Origin of the sequence: Paenibacillus sp. DS2015 (genome assembly GCF_050433705.1) — a bacterium.
In the GTDB taxonomy this organism is placed as follows: domain Bacteria; phylum Bacillota; class Bacilli; order Paenibacillales; family Paenibacillaceae; genus Paenibacillus_AQ.
Genome location: NZ_JBNPWS010000041.1, coordinates 16,793 through 43,760, shown reverse-complemented (window position 1 = coordinate 43,760; position 26,968 = coordinate 16,793). Strand labels below are relative to the sequence as shown.

General features: G+C 41.1%; 23 protein-coding genes and 1 pseudogene. 21 read left to right on the top strand and 3 right to left on the bottom strand.

What is annotated here, in order from left to right:
• The first annotated feature begins 229 nt into the window (after nt 1-229).
• From J2T13_RS23720 to J2T13_RS23680, 9 genes and pseudogenes are all read left to right on the top strand, one after another.
• Nucleotides 230-535, top strand: a complete 306-nt coding sequence (locus tag J2T13_RS23720) for a hypothetical protein (protein WP_429374906.1) — start codon at nt 230-232, stop codon at nt 533-535.
• A gap of 843 nt (nt 536-1,378) precedes the next feature.
• Nucleotides 1,379-1,681, top strand: coding sequence for an FAD binding domain-containing protein (locus J2T13_RS23715; protein ID WP_429374905.1), 303 nt, complete (start codon nt 1,379-1,381; stop codon nt 1,679-1,681).
• 13 nt (nt 1,682-1,694) lie between these two features.
• Nucleotides 1,695-1,910: pseudogene (locus J2T13_RS23710) on the top strand (FAD binding domain-containing protein); the annotation flags it as partial.
• Complete coding sequence (locus J2T13_RS23705; protein WP_429374915.1) at nt 1,902-2,306, top strand: hypothetical protein; 405 nt, start codon at nt 1,902-1,904, stop codon at nt 2,304-2,306. The pseudogene J2T13_RS23710 and the gene J2T13_RS23705, both read left to right, overlap by 9 nt.
• Nucleotides 2,307-2,624: 318 nt before the next feature.
• Nucleotides 2,625-4,925, top strand: coding sequence for a xanthine dehydrogenase subunit D (pucD, locus tag J2T13_RS23700; protein WP_429374903.1), 2,301 nt, complete (start codon nt 2,625-2,627; stop codon nt 4,923-4,925).
• Nucleotides 4,922-5,449: a (2Fe-2S)-binding protein gene (locus J2T13_RS23695; RefSeq protein ID WP_429374902.1), complete on the top strand. Its 528-nt coding sequence runs from the start codon at nt 4,922-4,924 to the stop codon at nt 5,447-5,449. The genes pucD and J2T13_RS23695 overlap by 4 nt, the downstream gene beginning before the upstream one ends.
• Before the next feature lie 184 nt (nt 5,450-5,633).
• Entirely contained in the window at nt 5,634-6,860 is a 1,227-nt protein-coding gene (locus J2T13_RS23690) for an oligosaccharide MFS transporter (RefSeq protein WP_429374900.1), read from the top strand.
• Between the two features lie 37 nt (nt 6,861-6,897).
• A complete protein-coding gene (locus J2T13_RS23685) occupies nt 6,898-7,734 on the top strand; it encodes a sensor histidine kinase (protein ID WP_429374898.1) in 837 nt (278 codons plus the stop codon).
• Nucleotides 7,734-8,402, top strand: a complete 669-nt coding sequence (locus tag J2T13_RS23680; RefSeq protein WP_429374896.1) for a response regulator — start codon at nt 7,734-7,736, stop codon at nt 8,400-8,402. Before J2T13_RS23685 ends, J2T13_RS23680 begins: the two co-directional genes overlap by 1 nt.
• 130 nt (nt 8,403-8,532) lie before the next feature.
• Here the strand turns inward: J2T13_RS23680 and J2T13_RS23675 are convergent, their stop codons facing one another.
• On the bottom strand, nt 8,533-9,888 hold the full coding sequence (locus J2T13_RS23675) for a TrkH family potassium uptake protein (RefSeq protein WP_429374895.1): 1,356 nt from the start codon (nt 9,886-9,888) through the stop codon (nt 8,533-8,535).
• A 404-nt stretch (nt 9,889-10,292) separates the two neighbouring features.
• On the opposite strand from J2T13_RS23675, the gene J2T13_RS23670 reads away from it, so the two are divergent.
• From J2T13_RS23670 to pepF, 5 genes are all read left to right on the top strand, one after another.
• Nucleotides 10,293-12,008, top strand: a complete 1,716-nt coding sequence (locus J2T13_RS23670) for a proline--tRNA ligase (protein WP_429374894.1) — start codon at nt 10,293-10,295, stop codon at nt 12,006-12,008.
• Between the two features lie 305 nt (nt 12,009-12,313).
• The gene (locus tag J2T13_RS23665; protein WP_429374893.1) at nt 12,314-12,874 is read left to right on the top strand and encodes a GNAT family N-acetyltransferase; all 561 of its coding nucleotides are present in this window, start codon (nt 12,314-12,316) and stop codon (nt 12,872-12,874) included.
• Between the two features lie 107 nt (nt 12,875-12,981).
• The gene (locus J2T13_RS23660) at nt 12,982-13,137 is read left to right on the top strand and encodes a hypothetical protein (protein ID WP_429374892.1); all 156 of its coding nucleotides are present in this window, start codon (nt 12,982-12,984) and stop codon (nt 13,135-13,137) included.
• 23 nt (nt 13,138-13,160) lie between these two features.
• Nucleotides 13,161-13,682, top strand: a complete 522-nt coding sequence (locus tag J2T13_RS23655) for a YcxB family protein (protein WP_429374891.1) — start codon at nt 13,161-13,163, stop codon at nt 13,680-13,682.
• Nucleotides 13,683-13,859: 177 nt separating this feature from the next.
• A complete protein-coding gene (gene pepF / locus J2T13_RS23650) occupies nt 13,860-15,659 on the top strand; it encodes an oligoendopeptidase F (protein ID WP_429374890.1) in 1,800 nt (599 codons plus the stop codon).
• Nucleotides 15,660-15,810: 151 nt separating this feature from the next.
• On the opposite strand, the gene J2T13_RS23645 is transcribed toward pepF, so the two are convergent.
• A complete protein-coding gene (locus J2T13_RS23645) occupies nt 15,811-16,323 on the bottom strand; it encodes a hypothetical protein (RefSeq protein WP_429374888.1) in 513 nt (170 codons plus the stop codon).
• Nucleotides 16,324-17,173: 850 nt separating this feature from the next.
• Between J2T13_RS23645 and J2T13_RS23640 the strand changes: the two genes are divergently transcribed.
• Together J2T13_RS23640 and J2T13_RS23635 are read left to right on the top strand one after the other, a co-directional pair.
• The gene (locus J2T13_RS23640; RefSeq protein WP_429374914.1) at nt 17,174-18,223 is read left to right on the top strand and encodes an SPFH domain-containing protein; all 1,050 of its coding nucleotides are present in this window, start codon (nt 17,174-17,176) and stop codon (nt 18,221-18,223) included.
• The gene (locus J2T13_RS23635) at nt 18,223-19,230 is read left to right on the top strand and encodes a sugar kinase (protein ID WP_429374913.1); all 1,008 of its coding nucleotides are present in this window, start codon (nt 18,223-18,225) and stop codon (nt 19,228-19,230) included. Before J2T13_RS23640 ends, J2T13_RS23635 begins: the two co-directional genes overlap by 1 nt.
• 173 nt (nt 19,231-19,403) lie before the next feature.
• Here J2T13_RS23635 and J2T13_RS23630 read toward each other — a convergent pair whose 3' ends face one another.
• Nucleotides 19,404-21,029, bottom strand: coding sequence for a catalase (locus tag J2T13_RS23630; RefSeq protein ID WP_429374886.1), 1,626 nt, complete (start codon nt 21,027-21,029; stop codon nt 19,404-19,406).
• A 355-nt stretch (nt 21,030-21,384) separates the two neighbouring features.
• On the opposite strand from J2T13_RS23630, the gene J2T13_RS23625 reads away from it, so the two are divergent.
• From J2T13_RS23625 to treC, 5 genes are all read left to right on the top strand, one after another.
• On the top strand, nt 21,385-21,945 hold the full coding sequence (locus J2T13_RS23625) for a TetR/AcrR family transcriptional regulator (protein ID WP_429374884.1): 561 nt from the start codon (nt 21,385-21,387) through the stop codon (nt 21,943-21,945).
• A 59-nt stretch (nt 21,946-22,004) separates the two neighbouring features.
• On the top strand, nt 22,005-22,526 hold the full coding sequence (locus J2T13_RS23620; protein WP_429374882.1) for a DUF2798 domain-containing protein: 522 nt from the start codon (nt 22,005-22,007) through the stop codon (nt 22,524-22,526).
• A gap of 374 nt (nt 22,527-22,900) precedes the next feature.
• A complete protein-coding gene (locus J2T13_RS23615; RefSeq protein WP_429374881.1) occupies nt 22,901-23,485 on the top strand; it encodes a TetR/AcrR family transcriptional regulator in 585 nt (194 codons plus the stop codon).
• A 59-nt stretch (nt 23,486-23,544) separates the two neighbouring features.
• On the top strand, nt 23,545-24,993 hold the full coding sequence (locus J2T13_RS23610) for a DHA2 family efflux MFS transporter permease subunit (protein ID WP_429374911.1): 1,449 nt from the start codon (nt 23,545-23,547) through the stop codon (nt 24,991-24,993).
• Between the two features lie 273 nt (nt 24,994-25,266).
• Nucleotides 25,267-26,961, top strand: a complete 1,695-nt coding sequence (gene treC / locus J2T13_RS23605) for an alpha,alpha-phosphotrehalase (protein ID WP_429374909.1) — start codon at nt 25,267-25,269, stop codon at nt 26,959-26,961.
• Nucleotides 26,962-26,968 lie beyond the last annotated feature (7 nt).

Genomic DNA, 26,968 nt, shown 5'->3' with positions numbered 1-26,968 from the left:
GTTCTTTTGTCCATAATCCCATGTGTGCTCCCCAACCTTCCTATATATCTATTTTAATAGATTTGGGAGTTTACACAATCTATTTTACAGACTCCTTTTTGGTGCTAGTGTATTATCTATTTCACTTATTACTGGAGTTGCTAGTACTGTTTCGGCAAATGACGATACAGCATCCAAAGAAAATGAGGTCATTGTTACTCCTTTGGCAATCCAACCCGTAACATTTAATATGGATTTAACAAACAATACTAATCCAAACCCGACTGGTCAATGGACTGTACAGAGTGGATATCCAAATATTAACTTGTATTTAAAAAATACAGGGTCACAATCTTTCAGAGTTGAAGTAAAGCATTATGCTAAGGGGACAGTTATCTTTAATCAAACCATTTCAGCAGATGGAGTGGGAAGAAATTACTATAATAATGATAGTAATCCACTTGTTCCTTCAGGTACTTATACAGTGACTGTTTACGCTGGGACAGCTACGCCAAAAGGAACAATTACAATGAAAGCTTCTGATACTCCTTGGTAAGCGTTATAATCTTGCAATGCAGATACAATGTGAGTTGTATCTGCATTGTTTTTTTATTTTTTTGCGCTAAAGCGTCGTCAAAGGACTTCTACTGAATTAACTCCCAACAACGACAGAATTACATAAATCAGCTCACTATAGATAGTCTACGAGATATACACAGCCTCACGGTTGAAAGAAGAATGAGGAATTAGCGCTTCACGAAAAAATATTCGCTGCAGAAAATACATCTGGCGGTATAGTTGGATTTTCGAATGGCGGAAAGAGTCGCAATGACGAATATGAACATGATGGCGAACTTTATTCCATTTACATGCTAAAGGAATACCAAAACAGCCTCTTGAATTCATCTAGGTACGTAATTGATTTTTCACTGTCACGTAAGACATACGGGTTGTTAGATAACTGTTCTTGTTCATATTTATAAAGTATTTATTACTCATACGCTCGGCCCCACTGTTCATTTCAGTATACAAAAAAGTACCCATACACTAAACACCTTTTTTAAAAGTGTCCAGTGTATGGGTACCAGTATATTCGGCATATGAGCTATTAGCACCTTATTGTTCCAAAGTTATCATAAGAAATTATCCCCCGCCTCAATCCCACTAAGATAGTGGAATTGAAGGTTTTTTTCATGATCAAACATATTATTGTATGCGATGTAATATTTATTAACATATAATGAGCGTATAAATGAAAATCAATGCATTAGACACAAGAAAAACCTATTAATTTAAAAAAATATCTAACTTTATGTTATTATAGTTGACGCAATGAGCGGAGTGGAAATATGATAAAAGGAATCAAACCCGTATGAAGTTAGAAAAAGGAGGGGCATATATGACATTGTTCTCACATGAAAGAAATATAGGCTCTCCTGTAGTCTGTCAGCCTATAAATCTCGAAGAGGCTGTCTCACTCAAAAAAACATATGGCGCATCAGCATGTTATGTCTCGGGAGGAACATTACTACGTACGCAATGGGAAAGTGGCCTTCTTCCCATGCCAGATTATTTAATAAGCTTAGATAATATCCGTGATTTAAACGGAATTGAATACGAGTTAGAGCATGATATAAGTATCGGTTCCAGAACGTTATTAAAGGATTGTTGTAAACATCCCATCTTAGAGGGGGGGGGCTAGCCTTGTTAAGGAGGCGTGCAACCAGATCGCTGCACCATCCATTCGAAATCTAGCGACGATCGGTGGAAATATTGTATCTGGCACAGGTGACTCTATTCCGGCTTTACTTGTCCAAGATGCAGAGTTGACCTGGATGACGGAGAACGGGATAGAGAGGCATAAGCTATCTGAGTGGTTGTCCGAAGTTAAAGAGGGTAAGCGTGTTGTAAATAATATACTGATGAAAGTTTCTCTACCTATACAAAGCCAAGTTGATGCCGATAGAGATATGAAATTTAAGGTTGTATCATTCTTTCAAAAGGTAGGTCGCAGAGAGTCATTCACGCCATCATTGGTCACGGTGGCGTTCCGAGGTTGGCTTGGAGAGGATGGGAGATGGTTATATTTATCCATGGCGACAGGTGGTGGTTCGGCACTTGCGGTCAGGCTAAGAGAAAGTGAATGCTGGCTTATGGAGAGAAGATATTCTTCGTCTTTACTTCCTGAACTTGCTGAGGTGATCGCTGCAGAGATGACAAGCTACAGTGATCCATTTGCTAGTGAGCGTTATCGCAAGCAGACCGCGGGTAACTTGCTCGCCGCTGGACTGTGGGAATCCTTGCAAGAAGAAACGATGAGATTCTAGGCTCTAAATCATAATCAGTGATTGCACAAAATATAAATCTGTCTGATCGTAGCGGAGAGGATGGAATTGTCCTGGAGAAGCGTAGCGTTCGCCTAAAGCTTTCCTTTGGAAAGCTACATCGGAAGCATACGCTTTGCCCCTAAATTTTCACCGCAAAGAGCGGTATATTCAATAAAATTTAGGGGCAACAGCGATTCGGTTGGACAATCCATCAGCGTAGCGTCATCAATCAACTCGATACATTTGTAAAACACTGATATGTGTGGAGCCAGATTCTAACGGTGTAATTTATTCTTGATGATAAAGGGTGTGGTTAGCATGTTACTTACTAAGGAGAGCAGCGGGAAGAGATGGCATCTTCGGCCTGATGGGAAAGACAAAGTAACAGGACATCTGCAATATTTAACAGATCTTACAGCCCCGGGTATGTTATATGGCAAAGTTCTGCGGAGTGAACATCCCCATGCCATTATTATCTCATTAGATACCCGTCATGCTGAGCGCGTGAAGGGGGTTAGGGCGGTTATAACACATAAGGACGTGCCTGGACTCAATCGTTTTGGGATTGATACACCGGATCAGCCTGTGATGTGTGAAGATCGTGTTCGTTATTTGGGAGATGCGATTGCTGCTGTTGCCGCGGATACTCCAGAAATTGCTCGCTATGCCATTACACAGATTAGAGTGAATTATCGCATTTTAGACCCCATTGATAGCACGGATGCTGCCCTAGCTGCGGATGCTGAGAAGTTGCATCCGGAAGGGAATGTGCTACATCGAACTGCGAATAAGTGGGGCGATATAGACGAAGCTCTTGAGCGGAGCGCGTATATAGTCAAGGAAGTCTACACGACACCTCGACAAATGCATGGGTATATGGAGACCGAAGGTGGGATATTCATTCCAGAAGAAGACGGGCGTCTGACCGTCTATGCAGCAACACAACACGGATATATGGACAGAATGCAACTATCGCGTATATTAGCCATTGCTGAAGAGAAAATTCGTGTTATTTCAAGTCCGATCGGTGGGTCTTTTGGAGGTAAAGATGAGCTCAATGTTCAACCCTATGGGTCGCTGCTTGCTCTGAAAACCGGGTGTCCAGTGAAGATGCATAATTCTCGTGTGGAGTCTGTTGTGGCGGGATTAAAGCGTCATCCCATGACCATCGTCATGGAGACAGGGATGGACGAGGGTGGATTAATTCAGGCACATCGCGTTCAGATTACTGCAGATACAGGAGCATATACCACCTTAGGCAGGGCTGTCCTTAATTTCGCCACAGAGCATGCCTTGGGACCTTATCATATTCCCCATGTCGATGTGGAAGGTGTATGTGTCTTTACAAATAACGGACTGTCAGGTGAATTCCGTGGTTTCGGAGGGAACCAAGTGATCTTCGCCATGGAAGGGCAGATGGATAGACTAGCAGAAAAGTTGGGTGTAGATCCATGGGAATTTCGGCAGAGAAATATGAGAAGTAGCACAGATCTCGGTCCGTTAGGTCAACGAATGTTAAGAACAGATGGATTGCAACAGGTATCAGAAGCACTTGAACAATCTTCTCTATGGAGAGAACGTGGTAACGCGGATTCATTGACAACGACTGCAAGTCCTCCTTGGATTAAAAGAGGTATGGGTGCCGCTGTAGCCATGCATGGTGCAGGACTTGGATATGGTATACCTGATCCAGCAGGGGGGAGATTATCCATAAATAGGGATGGAAAGATAGAAGTGGCCTTTAGTTTTGAAGAATTTGGGCAGGGGCTTATTGCCTCACTTGAGATTATGCTCTGTACTATTTTCGGGTGTGTGCCAAGTGACCTCAGCATCGTCATCGGGGATACCGATCGTGTACCTAGTGGAGGATCAAGTACAGCTTCTCGTTCAACGACTATGGCTTGGATGGCACTGCAAAAGTTAAAGGAACCTTTCATAGAGAAGGTACTTACTGTGGCTGCTGAAATGACGGGGATTCCAGCGAAGGAATTAACAACGGGCGCAATGGGGATAAGACCTGTAGATGAATCCCTTGAAGCGGAAGTACTCGTAACTTACAAACAAATCGTCGATTATACGCAGGAAGATCTTATCTTTGATACCGAGTTCCATTATCCTACAACACCTGATGAAATTGTCGGGGGGCACTTTTTATATACTTACGCTAGCGTTGTAGCGGAAGTCGAAGTGAATACATTAACCGGTCAGGTCAAGCTACTACGCAATTATCACGTTATAGCCGCGGGTCCTGTCATTAACCCTATGGGTTACATTGGACAGATTGAAGGGGGAAGTGTGATGGCGCTTGGCTTTACTTTGACAGAAGATATTCTGATGAGTGAAAGCCAATATTTGACTCGCAATTTCGATACTTACATGATGCCAACAATTCGTGATATTCATACATCGCTTGAGGTTGAAGCGATTGAGGAGCTCCCCGAAGGAGATCCTTTTGGTCCACGGGGAATCGGTGAGATTGGATCTGTTGCGCTAGCTCCTGCGATTGTCTCAGCGATCCATCATGCCACGGGGGTGTGGGTTAATCGTCTTCCAGTATCGTGCGAGATGCTCATCCAGAAGCTCGCATTACCAACGCAAGAAGAGGTGAGCTTACGATGAATGTGAATAACATGGAGTGGAGTAGTAAGATAAATGGTGAAGTTAGGACGTTGAATGTCAATCCTGCAAGACGTCTTCTAGACATGATTCGAGAGGATCTCCATATGACTGGTACCAAAATATCCTGTGAAATGGGGCGGTGCGGAGCCTGCATGGTGCTAGTAGATGGCGAGCCAATGAACGCTTGTCTAATGATGGCCTATCAAAGTCATGGCAAAGACATTACAACGATTGAAGGATTACATGGCGAGAATGAAGGTGAACTTCACCACATTCAGGAAGCGTATGTGGAAGAAGGGGGATTTCAATGTGGTTATTGTACCCCAGGAATGATCATTTCGACCAAAGCGTTACTGGACCATCATCCTAACCCTACGTTACAAGATATCGAAGAAGGGCTTTGTGGGAATTTATGTCGCTGCACTGGGTATAGTGGGATTATACGCGCAGTTCAGACTGCAAGTTATAAATGCCTTGAAGCATCAAGCTTGCTTGAAGTTCAGACCACTCGAAATGAAAGTTGAAATGAAAGTTGAAATGAGGTTTGAGAACGCCGAAAGTTAATCAAATAATGACAGACAGAGCAGTCACTTCTCTAGAGGTGGCTGCTTTGTCTGTTTAGGTCCGTCTTTTTTTGTTATGGGAGCTGTATTTTAGATCTAATTCCGATATAATTAGTGGATTATCTACGAGGAGAGGCGTGACATATTGAGACGTAGTAGGAGTTATTGGGTATTCAGTGCTTTTTTCTTCTTTTACTTTTTTAGTTTCTCGTCTTCGATGTCGCTGTTCGGAATTTGGCTGGGTCAAGTCGGTGGATTAGATGGTGCTGGAAAAGGAACTATATTTGCGATTAACTCTATAGGCGTATTATGTATTCATCCTATATACGGTTATATATCGGATAAGATTGGGCTACGTAAACATTTGTTGTGGGTCATTATTGCTCTGCTCATTGTAGCGGGACCCTTCTTTCAATTTATATATGGCCCTCTTTTAGCCTATAATATTTGGCTTGGGGCAGTTGTAGGAAGTATTTACCTAGGGGCAACTTTCACATCGGGGACAGCGGTTGTGGAGACTTTTATCGAGAAGATTGGAAGACGAAATCATTTTGAATATGGTCAATCTAGAATGTTTGGCTCACTTGGGTGGGCGGTAGCAACTTTTTTTGCCGGAAGAACCTTTAATATAAATCCCAATCTTAATTTCTGGGTATGTTCATCTTCGGCTGTCATTCTTGCCATACTGCTGTATTTGACGAAAGTGGATCGTGGAGATAAAGATATACAGGAACATGGCGGAACGCGTAAGTCAGAGCATTTTACTTTTAGAGAAGTCTTGAACCTTATTCGGATGGGTAAGTTTTGGGCGTTTGTGATCTATATTGTAGGCATTACTTGTGTGTTCTCTGTATATGACCAGCAGTTTCCCGTTTATTTTTCCTCCTTATTTAACTCGCCTGAGACAGGGAATAAGATGTATGGGTACTTGAATAGTGTTCAAGTATTCGTGGAAGCAGCCTGTATGTTCATGGCACCCGCAATTGTGAATAAAATAGGCTCGAAAAAGGGTCTGTTACTTGGGGGCTTGTTGATGTTTATACGTATCACATGTTCAGGACTGGCAGATGGACTTCCTCTTGCTGTAGCGGGGACTAAACTGATCCATTCTTTTGAGGTCCCGATTATGTTTATTTCTATTTTTAAATACATTAGCGATCATTTCGATACGCGAGTCTCTTCCACGATGTATCTTGTGGGCTATCAGTTTAGCGGGGCTCTGGGTGCGACCCTTATTGCTCCTATTGCAGGTAAATTGTACGATGATATCGGATTTTCTAACACATATTTACTCCTGGGGGGATACGTGCTGTTGTTTACGATCATATCGGCATTTACCTTAAGAGGGACTAAACCTAGCTTGGAGACTTAAATGTAATCATGCTCTTGCATAACATAAGGAGGATATGATGTCCTACAAACAGATTAAATGGATGATTCTTATTCTACCTACGCTGGTAGTGGGGGTATGGGAATATGTGCGACATCGTTTTCTAATGCCATATATTTCAATGGATCTAGGGAATGTTCTAACGCCGGTTATCGTATTTCTAATTAGCATGACGCTCCTTAATCAACTATTTAAGGTGTTAGAACAAATTCAGGAGGAACTCAATCAAGAACGTGCTGAGAAGATCTCTTTGAAAGAGAAAGACCAATTGGCAAGAGAACTTCATGATGGTATTGCCCAATCCTTATTCCTATTATCTGTCCAGATTGACAGAGCCGAGGCTAAACCAACTACAGCTGAGGGACAGATAGATTTACAAGAAATTCGCAAGACAGTCCATGAGGTAAACCGATATGCTCGGCAAGCGATCACCAATTTACGTTATCCTGTCATATCCTCAGAGGATACCTACGAAGATTCTATGAAGTCTAGAATTGTACATTCGGCGGAAGAAGCTTCTATAATGAACTTACTCATTCAGTGGACTATACCAGATTCCGCTCTAAATTCTAAACAAAAAGTAGAACTCCTTGCTTGTATTCGTGAGGCGCTGATGAACACAACCAAGCATGCTCATGCATCGGTTGTTACGATTATAGGAGAAGGAAACGAGGCGGAATGGGTTGTCTCGATTACGGATAATGGTACAGGGATGCGAGAAGATGCATCTCAGTTGAAAGATCGATATGGTTTGCGGATTATGAAAGAGAGAGCGCAAGAATTGGGATGGCGAGTGGTCTTCCCGGCTGTGGCTCAAGGTACAGCAATAGAAATTCGGAAGGAGGAACAACCGTAATGAGTATATATCGGGTACTAGTCGTGGATGATTCACCACAAGCTAGGGAGGCTATCGGTAATATTCTAGCTGAAGAACCTTCTTTTGAAATTGTGGGTGTGGTTGCTAGCGGAGAAGAAGCGGTGGCTTGTACAGAGACTCTGATGCCGGATCTCATTCTTATGGATATTCAAATGCATGGAATGGGGGGACTAGAGGCTACCCGAGTCATTAAATTACAATATCCATATGTCAAAATCGTGATGATTACGGTTTCGGATGATGTAACACATCTCTTCGAAGCCTTGAAGCAAGGTGCCCAAGGTTATTTGCTCAAAAATTTATCGCCATCGACATGGCTAGAATATTTGCAGGCCATTATGAGTGATGAGGCACCACTCAGTCGTGAGTTAGCTTTTAGAATATTGAAGGAATTTCCTGTATCTTTAGCGGGTGAAGAACACATTCCTTTAACTGTACGCGAGCGAGAAATTCTAAAGTGGGTCGCCTCGGGGATGACGAACAAAGAGATTGCACTAGAGCTTGCTATTTCGGATCAAACCGTAAAGAATCATTTGAAAAATATATTGCAAAAGTTACATCTTGAGAATCGTGTCCAATTAACCCGCTATGCCATGGAAAAAGGATTAGTCAGTAGAAAGAATGGACTCTTTCAGAAAAGGAAATAGCTTCTGAGGAAAAGAATACAGATAAGGCTTCGCAGTCTGACTTGAGTGGATCATCCCATCTCAGTAGAACGCGAAGCCTTATGTTGTATTAGTCCTGTATGAATGGATTGAACCATTGGGCTATTGGCTGCTAACCTATCGTAATTTTACCCTCTGGATAACGGAAAGTTGGCTTTTGTTGCTTCGGAGTGAGTGCATAAGCTAAGGTTAAAGGTCCTATTCGACCAAGAAACATGAGAAAGGTAATGGCAACCTTGCCGACAGGTGAAAGTTGCTGTGTAAGTCCCATCGTAATCCCGCTTGTTCCAAATGCAGAGGTTGTCTCGAATAGTATGCTAAGAAAATGATGATCCTCAGTTACAGATAATAGCATAGTAAAGGCGATAACGAGTATAAAGGATAATAACGTGAGTGTGATCGCTTTATATACAACCTCCTTGGCTATTCTATAGCGGAAAAAGACAACATCTTCTTTGCCCCGCGCCATCGTGAACACAGCTCCGATTAGAATGGCGAAAGTGGTTACTTTGATCCCGCCCCCTGTTGAGCCAGGTGCAGCACCGATGAACATCAAGATGATCATGAAAAATTGTGTCGATTGTCGCATAGAAGCAATATCAAGCGTCGTAATCCCGCCAGAACGTGTCGTGACCGATTGAAATAATGAGGCCATTAATTTGCCTGGTTCACTCAGGGCTTGCAAAGTATTCTGATTACTATATTCAAACATATAGATAACAAGCGTACCGAAAACAATAAGAAACACGGATGTGGATAGGACAATCTTGCTATGTAGTGAGAGCTTTCTAGTCTCGCGATAGCTTAATAAGTCTGAAATAACGATGAAACCAATACCTCCAAGGAAGATTAAGACCATGATAATCAGATTAATATATGGATCGTTAACATAGGAATTAAAGCCAATTGAGAACTCACGAATGTTACCGAAAATATCGAACCCCGCGTTGTTGAACGTAGAGATACTGTGGAATATACCGAAATAAGCAGCTTTCCAGAAAGGCATGTCCATAGCAAAACGGAAAGTAAGTAAGATCGCACCGATGAGTTCAATTAATAAGGAATAGAGAATGACTTTGCGAATCAGCCGCACGATCCCTTCCATGCTTCCATGATTCATCGCTTGTTGAAGAATTAAGCGCTCTTTAAGAGAAATCCGTTTATTAAACAACAGGGCAATTAGAGTTGCCATGGTTGTGAAACCGATCCCTCCAATCTGGACAAGGAACAATAGTACCAGCTCTCCAAAGGTAGATAAATGAATACCGGGATCTATTACTGCTAGTCCTGTTACACATGTTGCTGATGTAGCCATGAATATTGCATTTACAAAGGATAAGGATTCTACTCCTGAAGTCGCAAGGGGTGAGGACAGTAAGAAAGCACCGGTAAATATAATCAATACAAACCCCAATACTAATATCTTAGGAGGGGTTAATAAAAAACGTAATAGTTTCTTCTTTTTCATATGCGTTGGATCACCTTCCGAAATGTCATTCTGTCTATTATAGTGTACCCAACAATAATTAAACAGATGTGATTGACTTTATTCAACGAGTTGATGTAAGGTATTGTGAACTACATATATTTAAAAAGCTTATCAAGACCATAAGTCCAAGTGAGTCGTGTGTTAAAGAGAGGAAGCTAGAGGGTGAAAGGCTTCTCACACAGCTTGAGCTTCCTAGCTTGTAGCTGCGGTGACCATCGTTGTAGAATGAGTTAACTGCCGGACCTAACATGTCCGTTATGAAATAATAAGGATTGTTACGATCATTGTCGTGCAATCGAATTAGGGTGGTACCACGAGAACACATTCGTCCCTTCATGGGGATGAAATGTGTTCTTTTTATTATGCTATGGGAGGAAATAAGGATGAGACAGAATACATTATTGATGCCAACACTCAGAGATACACCTTCTGATACCGAAGCGATTAGCCATCAGTTATTATTAAGAGTAGGATTAATCCGACAATTAGCTGCTGGAGTATATTCCTATTTACCTATGGGTTGGAGAGTGCTACGAAAGATCGAGAACATTGTTCGCCAGGAAATGGAACGTACTGGAGCACAAGAGTTGCACCTGCCTGTTATGCAACCCACAGAGTTGTGGCACGAGTCAGGGCGTTATGCAGATTATGGACCGGAACTCATCCGGCTCGACGATAGACATGGACGGGAATTCGCTCTCGGACCTACACATGAAGAAGTGATTACGTCTTTGGTTGCGAATGACGTGAAGTCCTATCGCAAGCTTCCGGTCAATCTATTTCAGATTCAGACTAAATTTCGTGACGAACGCAGACCTAGATATGGTCTACTTCGAGGTAGAGAATTTCTAATGAAGGATGCCTATTCGTTTGATATAGATTGGGCAGGATTAGATGTCACCTATAAGGCTATGTTTGAAGCTTATCATCAGATATTTAGTCGATGTGGTCTGAGATTCACAGCGGTGGAGGCCGATGCAGGTACGATCGGTGGAGAAGGTGAAACACATGAGTTTATGGCTCTAGCTGATGTTGGTGAAGATACGGTGGTTACATGCTCTAGTTGCCAGTATTCTGCTAATCTTGAAAAGGCTATTTCAGGTTCAGGTCCAGCTAGTGATGAACTAACACCAGGAGAACGCTCTGCGTCAGTAGAAAAGCTACATACCCCTCATACGAAGACGGTGGCAGAGCTCGTTACATTGTTGGGAGTACAGGCGAAGGATATTTTTAAGACCCTGATTTATGTTGCTGATGGAGATCCGATAGCTGTCGTGATGCGGGGTGACCACAATGTGAATGAGACCAAATTATTGAATGAGCTTGCAGTAACGACATTAGAGCTAGCTGATGATGTCACCGTTATGCGTGTATCAGGTACGCCACATGGTTATGTGGGACCGGTGGGACTTACGATTCCTATCTATATGGATGATGAAGTTGCCAAAAGAGTGCGCGGCGGTATTGTGGGTGCAAATGAAGAAAACTATCATTTAAGGTATGTCGTGCCAGGTGTGCACTTCTCAGCTTATCGCCAAGGAGATTACCGAGAGGTACAAGCAGGGGATGTCTGCCTTCATTGTGGAGCACCTCTACAGTTCGATCGTGGCATTGAGGTAGGACATGTATTTAAGCTTGGAACAAAATACAGTGAAAAGCTAGGTGCAAAATATTTAGATGTACAGGGTAAGGAGCAACCGATGATCATGGGTTGTTATGGCATTGGCATCTCTAGACTATTAGCTGCAGTGATAGAGCAGAATAATGATGATCACGGCATTGTATGGCCGAAACAACTAGCGCCATTTCAAGTCCATATCATACCCGTATCTGTAAAAGACAGCGCACAAGTCGCTATCGCGGAGCAACTATATAAGCAAATGTTAACAGCAGGGATTGAGGTATTACTTGACGATCGTGATGAGCGAGCAGGGGTGAAGTTTAAAGACTCCGATTTATTAGGCATTCCAATGCGGATTGTAGTGGGAAAAGATGCTGTTAACGGGATAGTAGAATTCAAAGAACGTCATGATGAAGAGCGATTAACGTTAGATCAGGAGACAGTTCTAGCTAAAGTGCTGGCGTTAGCACAAAGATAATAATATGGTAAGTGAGTTAAGGCATGATTAGAGTATTGAAATACTAAGACAGTAAGATAGATTGAACGAAAGTTGCCTTGCAATACATTATAGATTCCAAAGGAATGATAATAGCAAGATGGGTCTTTCGTTCATTCTATCCAGATAGATTGAACGAAAGTTTCTCCCCAATACTGCTATAGATTCCAGAGGCAATGGTAACAGCAGGATCAAGATGGGTCTTTCGTTCATTCTATCCAGATAGATTGAACTAAAGTTTCTCCCCAATGAGCTTTCGTTCATTCTATCCAGATATGGAGGATATCATGACAATAAGGATCGCTATACCCAGAGATGCACAACAGGCTGCAAGACTGATGTATGACGCATTGCATGACGTTGCCCACCAATTGACGGGTGCAGAAACAGAGGCAGATGCGGTAGAGGTTCTAGCGTATTATTTTGCACAAGAGAAGGGTCGGCTAAGTTATAAACAGGCCATGGTGAAGGAGCTAGACGGTAAAGTGGTAGGTGTCGTTATTGCTTATGCGGGTGCGGACGCAGATGTGTTAGACCAACCGATGTTAGAACGACTACGGAAGCTTCATAATGATCCAACCTTTACACTGGCTAAGGAAGCAGATGAGGATGAATATTATATCGATACTCTTTCTGTTTCACCTGAATATGGGGGACGTGGAATGGGATCGGAATTAATACAAGCGGTTGAACAAGTAGCTAAAAAGCTTGGATTTTCTAAAAATGCGCTGGTAGTCTTTAAAGATAACCCTAGAGCCTATGCGTTATATCAACGTTCAGGTTATGAAGCAGATAAAGAAATCACAATTCATGGACAACGATATGATCATATGGTTAAAAAATTGTGAAATAATAATTTGCAAACTCAATGAGTACCTTTTTAGAGGTAGAATTGTTATGATAAACAGGGCATTAGAGATGATAGATCTTAATCTAAGTTAAAGTAGGTGAATCCATGAACCAAGGTTATTACGCTGGTTGGGGTACGTTAGCACTTATTAATGCTGGGCTTGCTCAAGGAAAGAACCGCAGTGGGTTGAATTGGTTTTTACTTTCACTAATTCTGGGTCCTGTGGCTACTTTTTTTCTTGTTATTTCTGATAAAAGATAAAAAAGCAAAAGGGAGAAATAAAGATGAACAATGAAATTAATGTAAAAACGAAGCTAGAAGCAAAGGATGTTAAAGAGTTTAATTTGGCCTACAGTAGTAAATCTAGAGCATTAATGGGTGTCATATTATTCGCTTTTTATTTGACAGTCATGATTATTGTTAGTGATAGAAGAGATACGGAATATATTGTTTTGCTAGCTGGCATAGCGGTAATGATAAGCTTGGGGTCATGGTTTTTTAATAAAAAAAGTGTTGAGAGAAGGTCTGGTAAAGCATACTCGACGGATAAATTAGCCCAGATGGAGCAGAATTATCTTATTTCCGAGACTAGCATTGACTATGAATCTGAGTCTGGATCAGGGAGTATTAAATGGTCTGAAATTCACAAAGTAACGGAAACTAAAAATTTGTTTTTAATCTTCGTGTCAACCAATAGGACTCTTATTATTCCTAAAAACTCCTTTATTTCTGATAAAGAAACAACAACGTTTAGATATTTTATTAAGAAGAACATTCCGCCTAAACCAATCAAATTTATGCTGTAAGCTACACAAACAATGAGCAGGACTAAGAATGAATAGGTGAACCTGGTAGGTTCTCGCATTCATTCAGGGTTCGCGCTGATTGTTTTTTTTGTTCACATAGAATGTAATATTGACCATGGGTCAACTATTTCGATATGATGAATAGGATAATTTAGGGAGTGGAGAGGGGACAAGATAATGGGGGAAATTTTAGCACGTGCGGCAGTTCGCGAAGAGGAAACATGGAACTTAGATGATCTTTTTCCTAGCGTGGAAGTCTGGGAAACAGAACTGAAATCTATTCGTGCAGATGTTAGCAAGGTGACACAGTTCAAAGGCAAACTGGGCGAAGGCGCTGGATTGTTATTAGCATGTCTGAATGCACAAGAAGAGTTACATGAACGAGTGACCCGTGCGGCTACGTTCTCTCGCTTACGTCAATCCGAAGACGGAACGAATTCGGACAATATGGTGAACTCTGCTAAGGCTGGAGATATGGTCTCGCATGTCGCTTCGGCGTTATCATTTATCAAATCTGAGATTCTGGAACTCGCGGAAGGTACGGTTGCACGTTATCTGGAAGAAGAAGGCGGTCTTGCAGATTATCGTAGAAGTCTTACATTAATGCTTGAAAGCAAGCCGCATCGATTGAATTCAGAAACAGAAAGTGTTCTTGCCTCCATGAGTGAAGTTATGAATTCGCCATATCGAGTGTACCTGCGCGCGAAATTGTCTGATATGACGTTTGATGATGCAACAGATCGTGAAGGTAAGGCTCATCCAGTTTCTTTTCCACTCTATGAGAATAAATACGAGCAGTCATCAGATCCGGTATTAAGACGTTCTTCGTTCTCTTCATTTAGCCACTCGCTTAAGTCGTATCGAAATACATTTGCAGAAGCCTATGCAACAGAGGTCAAGAAGCAAGTCGTGATGTCTCGGTTACGTGGGTACGAATCGGTGACAGACATGTTGCTCAAACCGCAGCAAGTGACTACACAGATGTATGATCAGATTCTGGATACTATTCAGGAAGAGTTAGCTCCTCATATGAGACGACTGGCTGCGCTGAAGAAACGGGAATTAGGTCTAGATCGTATGCATTTTTGTGATTTGAAGGCACCTCTTGATCCTGAATTTAATCCTAGTATTTCATATACAGAAGCGTGTGAGCTCATACAAGAGGCGCTTGGGATTCTTGGACCTGAGTATGGAGAGATTGTGGATTCGGCCTTTAATGAAAGATGGGTAGATTATGCGGATAACGCAGGGAAATCTACAGGAGCTTTCTGTTCTTCTCCCTACGGTACACATTCATATATCCTTGTAACTTGGGCAGATAATATGCGTGGTGTCTTTACATTGGCTCATGAAGTAGGGCATGCAGGACATCTCATGCTTGCAGCACGAAATCAACGGTTAACCAATGCTCGACCTTCGATGTACTTTATCGAAGCGCCGTCTACGATGAACGAGTTACTAGTAGCTGAACATTTATTAACCAAATCTAATGATAAACGGATGAGACGATGGGTTATCTTACAGTTACTCAATACTTACTATCATAACTTTGTAACCCATTTGCTAGAAGGGGAAATGCAACGTAGAGTCTATCGTCTTGCGATGAATGATGAGCCGATTACAGCGAAGCTTCTCTCCGAGCTTAAGGGTGAGATTCTGTCCTCTTTCTGGGGAAGTGAAGTAGAGATAGATGAAGATGCGAAGTTGACATGGATGCGCCAACCTCACTATTATATGGGGCTATATCCTTATACTTATGCCGCTGGGTTAACAGCTTCTACCGCTGTAGCTCAAATTATTAAAGAAGAGGGTCAACCGGCTGTTGACCGTTGGTTGGAAGTACTTAAAGCTGGCGGAAGCATGAGTCCTCTTGAACTTATGAAACTCGCGGGTGTGGATATGTCAGATGCCGCTCCAATTCGCAGCGCTATTAAGTATATTGGAGAATTAATGGATGAGCTAGAGACGCTATTTTAATGGGCATAATCTTAGGGATTATTACTTATTACAATATCAGGACAACACCTGTGTACGGCAAATGCAAGTTTATCAGACTTTTAAGGAGAAGAGTAGGCGTATGAATACGCCTACTCTTTTTAATTGTCAAAAGCAGATCGATATCAATGGGTTATCTCTCCTTAAACACTTCCAAAGAATCTGAGATCTTTAATAAATTTTTTATAGCTACTTCTTTAGAGTTCTTCTTCATTTTATCAACAAGGATCATGTAGAGTCTGCCTTCCTTATTAAATCGTATTGCAAAATACATATCATTCTCCATGTATTCGGCTTTAGTTCCATCCCTTAAGAGAAAAACATGTTTATTGATGGAATCCAAAATGTTGAGTTCAGGATAGATATGGAAACGGAGTTTGTCACGATTACTTTCGTACTCCATTTTTAGGGAAGTTCCACATCCTACAATAAAATATCTTTCCGTAGTTGCATTAAACGGAATCCAAGTTGGCTTTAAAACAGGGGTTGAAGAAGCATTTATTTTTTTAAACTGTGAAACGGCATCTTCAAGCGAGACATAATGTGTTTGGGGTTGGCAATCTGAATGAGCTTCAGGCATCTCAAAAGAGTATAGTGAATATGAAATTAAAGCCAAACAACAAAACTTGATCATTAGTTTCTTCATAAATCCCTCCTCATTTGTCTCCCTATTTTTGTTACTCCTATCGTTCCCCTGTTTTTATCTTCATTATTCGTATTTATATCTTTGAGTCGGTCGGGAAACTGCTTCTAACGTAGGCCAATGCGCAGCACAGCGTATAAAATCGTCCATTTCTTGGCCCCTCCCCTACAAAAAAGAAATCTCATGGGGGAGGGGCTTCTGGAACCGCTTAGTCATCACCTTTGGAAATCTTCGAAACATAAGACTGAGACATATGGAGAATATGCGCGACTTTTTCTTGGGCAAATACGAAAAGATGCCTCCAATCGTTCAAAACGTCTTGTATTCCTCCTCCTTGATGATACATCCTGTAAGAAGGAAACTACGACCCGCCGAATAGAGGGTGTTGGATACCTGTAATGCCCGGGGTTTTAAGTGATCGCCGCCGTAAAAGCAAACCGAACCATTTGTCCTACAGGTATTCGGATGTCCATGTCCGACTTTGCCGCAAATCTGATCGAGACGAGCGTTGAGCAAAGTGTGATCTTTAACGAACGGGTACGAGTTCAATGACCAGCGGCAGTCTATGACTTTATTTTCCCAGTCCAAGACTGCCTCTGTTTTCATATTGGAGTCAATCTATTACTTATTATTCTGATCCTGACGGTATAGCAATTCAGAAATCCGCGTAGGATCAACAAATCTAGTCTATAACTTTATTTTCTTCGGACAACAATAAGATTATATTATTTGATAATGTCATATTGATAATATGGATTTTGTGTGATATGATTCTTATATAATCATATTGATAATATCAAAACGTTATAAATTTATTTATTTTTTAACTATACTGGAGAGTGAGGTTTTGGCCATGTTTGGATTCCGTTATGTGAAGTTTCAGCCAAGTGACTATGTATTAAAAGTGAAGAATGGGAAAATCGTTCGTGAGGGAGTTGGTTTGTCATTCTATTATTATGCACCTACAACTTCAGTTGTCGTAGTGCCAGTGTCTTCCATTGATGTACCATTCATGTTCGAGGAAATCACGAGTGATTACCAGACAGTCACGGTTCAGGGTCAGCTGACTTATCGGATCGTTGATTATCGGAAAACGACGCAAATATTAAATTATACCTATAATTTGCGGAAGCATAATTATCTTTCTGATGATCCGGGTAAGTTAGCTCAACGGGTCATCAATATTGCTAAGGTACTAACCAAGAAATATCTTGAACAGATGCCGATAAAGGAAGCCATCCAATCAAGTGAGCGATTAGCACAGAATATTACGAGTGAAATCCTTAAGAATGAGGAGATTGAAAAGTTAGGAATCGAGCTGATGGGTCTATCGATTCTTGCGATCTTACCGAATAAGGAAACTTTGCGAGCACTTGAAGCACAGGCACGAGAGGAAATTCTGCGTGGTGCAGATAACGCTTTGTATGAACGGCGTAATTCCTCGATTGAGCAAGAAAGACGAGTGAAGGAAAATGAACTGAATACCGAAATTGCAATTGAAACTAAGAAGAAGCAAATTCGGGAAACTCAGTTGGATGCAGAAAAAGCAGTGAAACAGAAGCAAAATGAAATGAAGGATGAGCAGCTTCGCTTCGATACAGCATTAGAAGCAAAGAAACAGGAGTTAATCGAATTAACTGTGGCCAATAAAAAGGCGGAGTCTGACGCCAAGGCTTATGAACTGGCAGCAGTCATGAAGTCGTTGCAGGGCGTAGAACCGAATGTCTTGCAGTCGTTAACGAATATGGGGATGAGTCCTGATAAACTAATTGCCATTGCATTCCAAGAGATTGCAGAAAAGGCGGAGAAGATTGGACAGCTCAACATTACACCGGATCTTCTGCAGGGGCTAATGTCGGGGGCTGCATCGGGTGCTTCCGGAAAGAAAGGAACAGGATCGTGATGAGTAATCCTATGACGGATCATAAAATCGTACTGATTAAGCGAAAAACACGACTTGAAGAGTTAGTTGTACGCTATAACACTATTCAACAAGCTAAATTTACAATTGAACGGCTGGGTGCAGATTTCAGTGATTATATTACCGAAGACCAGCATTATCAGACTGCTGTCATCCAGGCAATCAGCACTCTTAGTACGCTAGGGAGAATACAAGTTCTGGAGCGGGAACATGTCCCTAACTTCATTTTTGGGGAACAGGATATCGTTGTCGTCCTTGGGCAGGATGGACTTGTCGCGAATACACTGAAATATTTAACAGAACAACCTCTGATCGGTGTGAATCCGGATCCTCTTCGTTGGGATGGTATTTTGTTACCTTTTACAGTAAAGGACTTACCGTTTATCGTTCCAGACGTATTTCATAGTCGGCGTCCAATAAAGGAAGTGACATTGGCAAAAGCACAGCTTAATGATGGTCAATATTTATACGCTGTGAATGATCTATTTATAGGACGTAAAACGCATGTTTCGGCTAGATATCAGCTTAGTCTGGATGATAAAATCGAACAACAGTCTTCTAGTGGCGTTATTATCTCCACGGGTCTTGGTTCCACGGGGTGGTTCAAGAGTGTTCTTGCGGGCGCAACAGGTATTGTCAGGGGTGCCGCACGGGAACAGATGACAAATACACCACAAGATGCAACTATGACCGCGGGGACTAGGGTAAAAGAGGGGCATCACAATCACCTGGCTACCTCAACCTTAAGCTTCAATTGGGATTCAACGTGCCTCTATTTCATGGTTAGAGAACCCTTTCCAAGTAAAACAACAGCTACTGAGCTAGTATTTGGACAAATTGAAGCCAACCATCCGCTAAAGATATCATCTCAAATGCCTGAGGAGGGTGTCATATTTAGTGATGGTATCGAAGGAGACTTTCTAGAGTTTAATGCTGGAATCGAGGCTACGATAGGTATTGCTGATAAAAAAGGACATTTGATTGTTTAATAGTGCTCGAAGTGGTGATTACGAGACTCATATATATATATAGATAACGCTAAATCCATATTGAAAAATCACTCGGATCAAGGGGGATCCGAGTGATTTTTTTATTACAAATATTTGACCTGGTCAATTGATGGTGCCGTTGTATCAACGGAGTAAATCGGCTCATTCATCATTTAGTAGCCGTCAGTTGAATGTCCGAGTTCACCAGAGAGCTCCATTCCTTCATTCGCTGGCTTTGTTCCAATATGGTTATCGTTATTATGGTGAAGATCGAATTGTTTAAGGCCATCCGCTACGCGCTTACCATAGTCTGCATCTGACTCCATGAGATTACTAACCATAAGCTCGCGGATAACGCTGTTACAAGTGCTCAGAGCATCGATTAAATTCGATATGAGTTCATCGCGCTCCCATGGCTCAAATTTACGATAGGTTTCCCCAGCTTGTTTGAAATTGTTCTGCCGATCGATAGGTTGTCTAGTCAGTTTATCAGAATATTCTGGCTCGTGTGGTGCACCCGATGGAGTAGCTTCCTTAAGTCCACCCAAAGAGGAAGGTTCATAATTAACATGAGGATTTTGACCGGGTACAGCATTATTATGGAGAGCCATTTGCCCATCCCGCTGATTCGTAGCAACATGTTTCTTGGGGGCGTTAATAGGCAGTTGCAGGTAATTGGTACCGACGCGATGACGTTGTGTATCCGAGTAGGATAACGTGCGACCTTGCAGCATTTTATCGTCAGAGAAATCAAGACCATCGACTAAAACACCAGTACCAAATGCCGCTTGTTCGACTTCGGTGAAGTAGTTTTCTGGATTTTTGTTCAAAACCATTTTACCTACGGGTAGCATCGGGAATAAGTCAGTATCCCAAAGCTTCGTATCGTCAAGTGGGTCGAAATCGAGTTCAGGATGCTCATCATTACTCATCCATTGCACCGTAAGTTCCCATTCAGGATAATCTCCCCGCTCAATCGCTTCATATAAATCTTGTGTGGCGTGATTGAAATTTTTGCCCTGAATTTTCTCAGCTTCATCTTGTGTTAGGTTACGAATGCTTTGCAGTGGCTCCCAGTGGTATTTGACAAGAACAGCTTGTCCCTCAGCGTTAACCCACTTGTATGTATTGACCCCAGACCCTTGCATTTGTCTGTAGTTTGCGGGAATTCCCCAAGGTGAGAACAGAAATGTGATCATATGTGTTGCCTCAGGCGAATTAGCTATAAAATCGAAAAAACGCTCCATGCTTTGTACGTTGGTTACTGGATCGGGCTTAAAGGCGTGTACCATATCAGGAAATTTGATGGCATCACGGATAAAAAATATTTTTAGGTTATTCCCTACTAGATCCCAATTGCCATCCTCTGTATAAAATTTCGTGGCGAATCCACGTGGATCACGAAGCGTTTCTGGTGAGTGACCGCCATGGATAACGCTAGAGAATCTAACGAATACGGGAGTTTGTTTACCTGCCTCCTGAAACAGCTTTGCACGTGTATATTTCGATATGGGTTCGTTACCAAGTTTGCCGTAAGCTTCAAAATAGCCATGAGCGCCTGCTCCTCTAGCATGAACAACTCGCTCAGGTACACGTTCGCGATCGAAATGAGAAATTTTCTCGATAAAATGATAGTTTTCAAGTGTTGATGGACCTCGATTACCTATTGTTCTAATGTTCTGGTTATCCGTTATCGGATGTCCTTGTCTATCGGTCAGTGTAAGTTCAGTTTCTCCAGGTGCAAGTTTATCGTCAGTAGAATGATTCGTATTTGTCCCATTTGTGTCTTTAGGGTTCATAGTATTATATTCCTCCATGTACCATTTAGTTATCTATTGGATACAGACTAGTATGTAACAAATATTTTGTGATTATACGTAGGATAGAATTCCTTCAGAACTTAACCGTGTTATGTCACAGGATTAACGATATTTATGTTGTTTTGGAATAAAGGTTATATCATTGAAGTAGAGTGAGATTTGAGGGTAGTGAGTGGCAAGATTGCAAGGAATATTAATGTTTTTGATACCAATAATTGTGTCTAAATTATGGAAAATAATACGGATAGAGAGTTTGAAAGGTCTTGACTTATAAAAAAAATTTGTGTTATAGTTGCAAACAGACTGGTTGGTATGGAGGAGGCGGACTACGAGAATGGATACAAAGTCATTGATCATTGACATCTCGACAACTCTTTTCCAACAAAAAGGATATTTGGGTGTAGGATTAAACGAAATTCTAAAAGCATGTAACCTTTCCAAAGGTTCGCTTTATCATCACTTTCCAAACGGAAAAGAAGAATTACTCATCGCTTGCCTTCATTCTATAAATGAAACCATTACAACGGATATGGAGACAATATTCCAATATTATTCGTCCACTCAAACAGCTACACAAGCAATGATTGAGAAATTGGTAGCTCAATTTGATCGAGATGGGATGATTATTGGTTATACATTTAGCAGTCTTGTTAGCGAAATGGGATCTCTAAGTGAACCTGTCAGAAATGCCTGTGCTCTATCTTTTACAAAGATTCAAGAGATCTATACGAAGAAGTTAGTAGCCGATGGTTTTACGAAAGAAACAGCTCAATCCATTGCTATAATGATGACAGCTTCTATTGAAGGTGGTATTATGCTTTGTTTAACTCAAAAAACAAGTGATCCACTTAAAATTGTTTCGCAGGTACTTCCAAATTTATTGCGGGAATTTTAATAATTGAAAATAATGGCCGCTCTTTTATCTAGAAATACACATTCGAAAGGAAGATAAATATGGAACAGGAAACAAGATTGCCAAAAAACGGTAAGGAGGGAGCATTGTATGGTTTTATCATTTGTGCGCTGACTGCTTTGTTGATGTCGTCAGTAGGTACCATTCTAGGTGTAGGGAGATTTGATGGGGAAGTTGCAGTATCGATTCTTAAAATATATCCGATTATGGTGGTTATTGCGATGCTTCTTGAAGGAGTAGTTATAGGCCGCATTGCAGAAAAATTAGTTGAGAAATTTACTGCGCCATCAGATGGCTTTAATGCAAAGATTCTATTCCGTATCGTATTCACTGTAATTGGAATGTCAGCGTGTATGACGTTTATTGGAGGCATTATTGCGAACGGTTTTAGTTCAGATACATTTAGTAATTGGTTATCGAATTGGCCAAGAAATTTCTTGATCGTACTTGCAGCTGAGAGTTTAGTGATTCAACCGATTGCAAGATTTGCGATGGTGAAATTACATGCTAAGCAAGATGAAAAAAATGATGCAGATATGCTGATAGAGGAGAACGTTGCTTAAGGAAAAATTCTTTTAACAATTATTGACGGTCATATTGAAAATCATGAATGAGTCCTCTTTATAGGGCTTTTATTTTTTTCAAAAGGATCTCTCTCATCCGATTGATGAACGTCAACTCCATTATCTATATTTTGAATATTGGTGGAAGAATTAGAAACCGTTTCGGAGAGAAGGAACAATATATGTGTAGGTTAAATGATAACATCTAAAACAAGCAGAGCTTTTATTAAGCTACTTGCTTGTTTTTTTCTTTCTTTCAATTGTTGGACATCTCCCTTTCTATAGGAAACATGAAATATATTTGTGTTGACAATTACATAGAATTTGTGAATTATTGTGTAGACTGATTGTTATAATAGTGAGGTGGTGAAGAGTTGAAGGACGGACATAATTCGCGAGATACGATACTGAAGACGGCGATGAAACTATTTTTTACACAAGGCTATCATGCTACAGGTCTAAATCAGATTATTAATGAGAGTCACTCACCTAAGGGGTCTTTGTATTATTATTTCCCTAAGGGTAAAGAGGAGCTAGCTCTTGAATGTATAGAGTGTAGTAATCAAATCGTTAGCAACAAATTGAAGACGAGCTTTGCGAATGCCAAAGATGTAACAGAAGCTATGCAATACTTTATTCAAGAAATGGCTAAAGAGGCTGAGGAGAGCCAATTCACGAATTTTATGCCGTTTAGTTTTTGGATGGCGGTGGAAACGTCATGCATTAGTAATACATTAAGAGAGGCTTGCCGGAATGTCTTTAATGATTGGCAGACTATTATTGCTGATCAATTAAGATTCGAAGGGATGGAAGCAGCTAAAGCTCTTGAAATCGCTACGGTCATGGTATCTTTGTTGGAAGGAGCACTAATTCTAGCTCTCACCAAACAAGATAGTGATCCTCTTCTGACAGCAGTTAAATTTGTTCCTTTTTTAGTGAAGCAGTGTCCAGCTTTATAATGGGGATCATTAAATAATATATAGAGAATATTCAGGGGGATGGGAAATTGGAAGCAACTATGCATACTACAAATGTTCAAAGTAATCATAATGAGGAAAAGAAATTCAATGTTTTTCCGATTATGATATCGTTATTGATCGCCGGATTTATTGGGATGTTCAGTGAGACAGCCCTAAATGTGGCACTCACTGAGCTCATGACCCTTCTCGATATTGGACCTTCTACCGTTCAATGGTTAACAACGGGTTATCTATTAACACTAGGAATTCTAGTTCCAGTTACGGGATTTCTTTTGCAGTGGTTTACAACAAGACAACTATTTATCGCGTCACTTATCTTTTCTATAATAGGAACACTCGTTGCCGCTATGGCTCCGAACTTTGAGATTCTCCTATTGGCACGTGTTATTCAAGCGATAGGAACGGGACTATTACTACCGTTGATGTTTAATACAATATTACTTATTTTCCCTATGGAAAAACGTGGTGCAGCTATGGGGATTATTGGCCTGGTCATTATGTTTGCGCCAGCGATTGGTCCTACAATATCTGGATTACTCCTTGCGAACTTGAGCTGGCACTGGATCTTCTGGTTGTCACTTCCGTTCTTAGTAATTGCACTTATTTTCGGTATAATGTTTATGCAGAATGTATCTACTATTACGAAGCCGAAATTTGACATTCTATCTATATTGCTCTCTACCGTTGGTTTCGGAGGCGTTGTATTCGGCTTCAGCAGTGCGGGCGAAGAGGGAGGTTGGGGGAGCCAACGAGTGATTATGTCTTTAATTATTGGAGTTGTTGCTCTAGTATTATTCGCCTTTCGTCAACTTTCCTTGAAACAGCCAATGATGAATTTGCGGGCATTTAAATATCCGATGTTTGTTATCGGATTGCTCATGGTGTTTATTAGTATGATGGTTATACTATCCTCAATGTTGGTAATACCGATGTATCTGCAAAAGGGTCTAGAATTGTCCGCCCTAACAGCTGGATTAATTCTGCTGCCCGGTGGTCTTATAAACGGATTCTTATCTCCAGTAATGGGACGATTATTTGATAAATATGGTCCGAAATGGCTTGTTATTCCAGGTCTTGCTATTATTATAGTTACACTCTGGTTCTTATCAGGGATCTCAACGGCTTCGACTATTGCTATAATTATTGTCCTTCACTCATGCCTGATGATTGGTATTGCTATGATTATGATGCCAGCGCAGACGAATGGACTAAATCAGTTACCACGTGAGTTGTATCCTGATGGTACAGCTATTATGAATACTTTACAGCAAGTGGCAGGTGCCATCGGTACAGCCGTTGCCGTAAGTATCATGTCAGCGGGTACTGCGAAGTATATGAAGACTGTTACAGATATTTCTGATCCAACGAATGAGGTCAATGCTTTAACTGTGGGTGTTCAAAATGCGTTTATATTTGCCTTAATTGTAGCCATTGTGGGCTTTATTATTTCTTTATTCATTAAAAAAGTGAAAGTAGTACATTCCTAAAGGACGATCCACAAGTCTATAATATGGCACCGAAAAGAAGTACATTGAACCGATATCGGGATCATTGTACTTCTTTTTTTAGTTTGAGAGGATTTACTTCATGTCGAATGAAGAGTTTTTGGGTAATGAAGATAAAAAGGGGATAAATACCTTGGAAGCTGAGTTTGACAACTTGTATATACATGATAGAATATACTTGTATATACAGGATGTATTGAGAGCGTTCACATTATAAAATAAACAACTATACTGGAGGAGATGTCGTTGAAGGGAATTATTGAACCCGATTGGTGGAAGAAATCCACAGTGTATCAGGTATATCCCAAGAGCTTTAAAGATACAAACGGTAGTGGCACAGGCGATATTAAAGGCCTCACGATGAAGTTGGATTATCTACATGACTTAGGAATTGATATTGTATGGCTGCAACCCGTGTATGTATCTCCACAAAATGATAACGGTTACGACGTAGCAGATTACTGCCGTATAGATCCTGAATTTGGTACTATGGAAGATTTCGATGAGCTTATGTTGGAACTTCATAAGCGGGAAATGGTATTGATGTTGGATATCGTTGTAAATCATTCCTCTACTGAGCATGAATGGTTCAAGCAAGCAAGACAATCGAAAGATAGTCCTTATCGGGATTACTATATATGGAAGGACCCTGCACCAGGTGGAGGAGTACCGAACAACTGGCAGTCTAAGTTTGGAGGCTCCGCTTGGCAATACGATGAAGAAACGGAACAGTATTTCCTAACCCTATTTGATAAGACACAAGCAGATTTGAACTGGGAGAATGAATTAGTTCGTAAAGAGGTGGTAGAACTTTTAAAGTTCTGGGCTGAAAAGGGAGTTAAAGGATTTCGGATGGATGTCATTAATCTGATCTCTAAGGATCTAAGTTTCCCAGAGGATGACGGTAGTATAGCTCCAGGGGATGGTCGACGCTTCTATACAGACGGACCAAGAGTACATGAGTTCATTCGTGAAGTATACGACCAGGTGTGGGGTCCAAATCATCTAATAACGGTGGGAGAAATGTCTTCTACAACACTTGCTCAATGTATTCGCTATTCCAACCCTGAGAATAACGAACTATCTATGACGTTTAATTTCCATCATTTAAAGGTCGATTATTTAAATGGGCAGAAGTGGGAACTTATGCCTTACGATTTCGAAGAGTTAAAAAGATTACTGTCAGAGTGGCAGGTAGGCATGAATGAAGGTGGAGGTTGGAACGCCCTCTTTCTCAATAACCATGATCAACCTAGAGCACTATCTAGATTCACGGATGATCGTAAATACCGTACTGAAAGTGCGAAATTATTAGCTACAACATTACATGGATTGCAAGGAACACCCTACGTATATCAGGGCGAGGAGATCGGCATGCCCAACCCTGTATGGAACAATATCGATGAGTTTCGTGACATTGAATCTAAGAATATGTATAGGATCTTGCAGGAGCAAGGGAAAGAACCGGATGAGGCGTTAAACATCATCCGTGAGCGATCTCGTGATAATTCACGTACACCAATGCAGTGGGACACTACGATTAACGCTGGTTTCACTACGGGTACACCTTGGATTAAAGTGGATGAGCGGTATCGAACAATTAATGTGCACTCCCAACTAGAGGACGCAGATTCAATATATAACCACTACAAGAAACTGATTGCACTACGTAAAGAGTTGGTGATTCTTAAGGATGGTATGTACGTAAGGTTGGATGAAAGTCATCCACAAGTCTATACGTATGCGAGAATCAATGAGCAGGAGACGCTCATCGTGATGTCCAATTTCAGCGACCAAGAGGTTTCCTTCTCTATCCCTGATGAATTCTGGAATGAACGTATGAACGAACAAGTCTCTGAATTGTTGATTAGTAATACGTTACATGTACCAGAATTAGCACAATCGACTTCATTATCACCGTACGCTTCTTATATGTGGATTATAAAGTAAAGAAAAA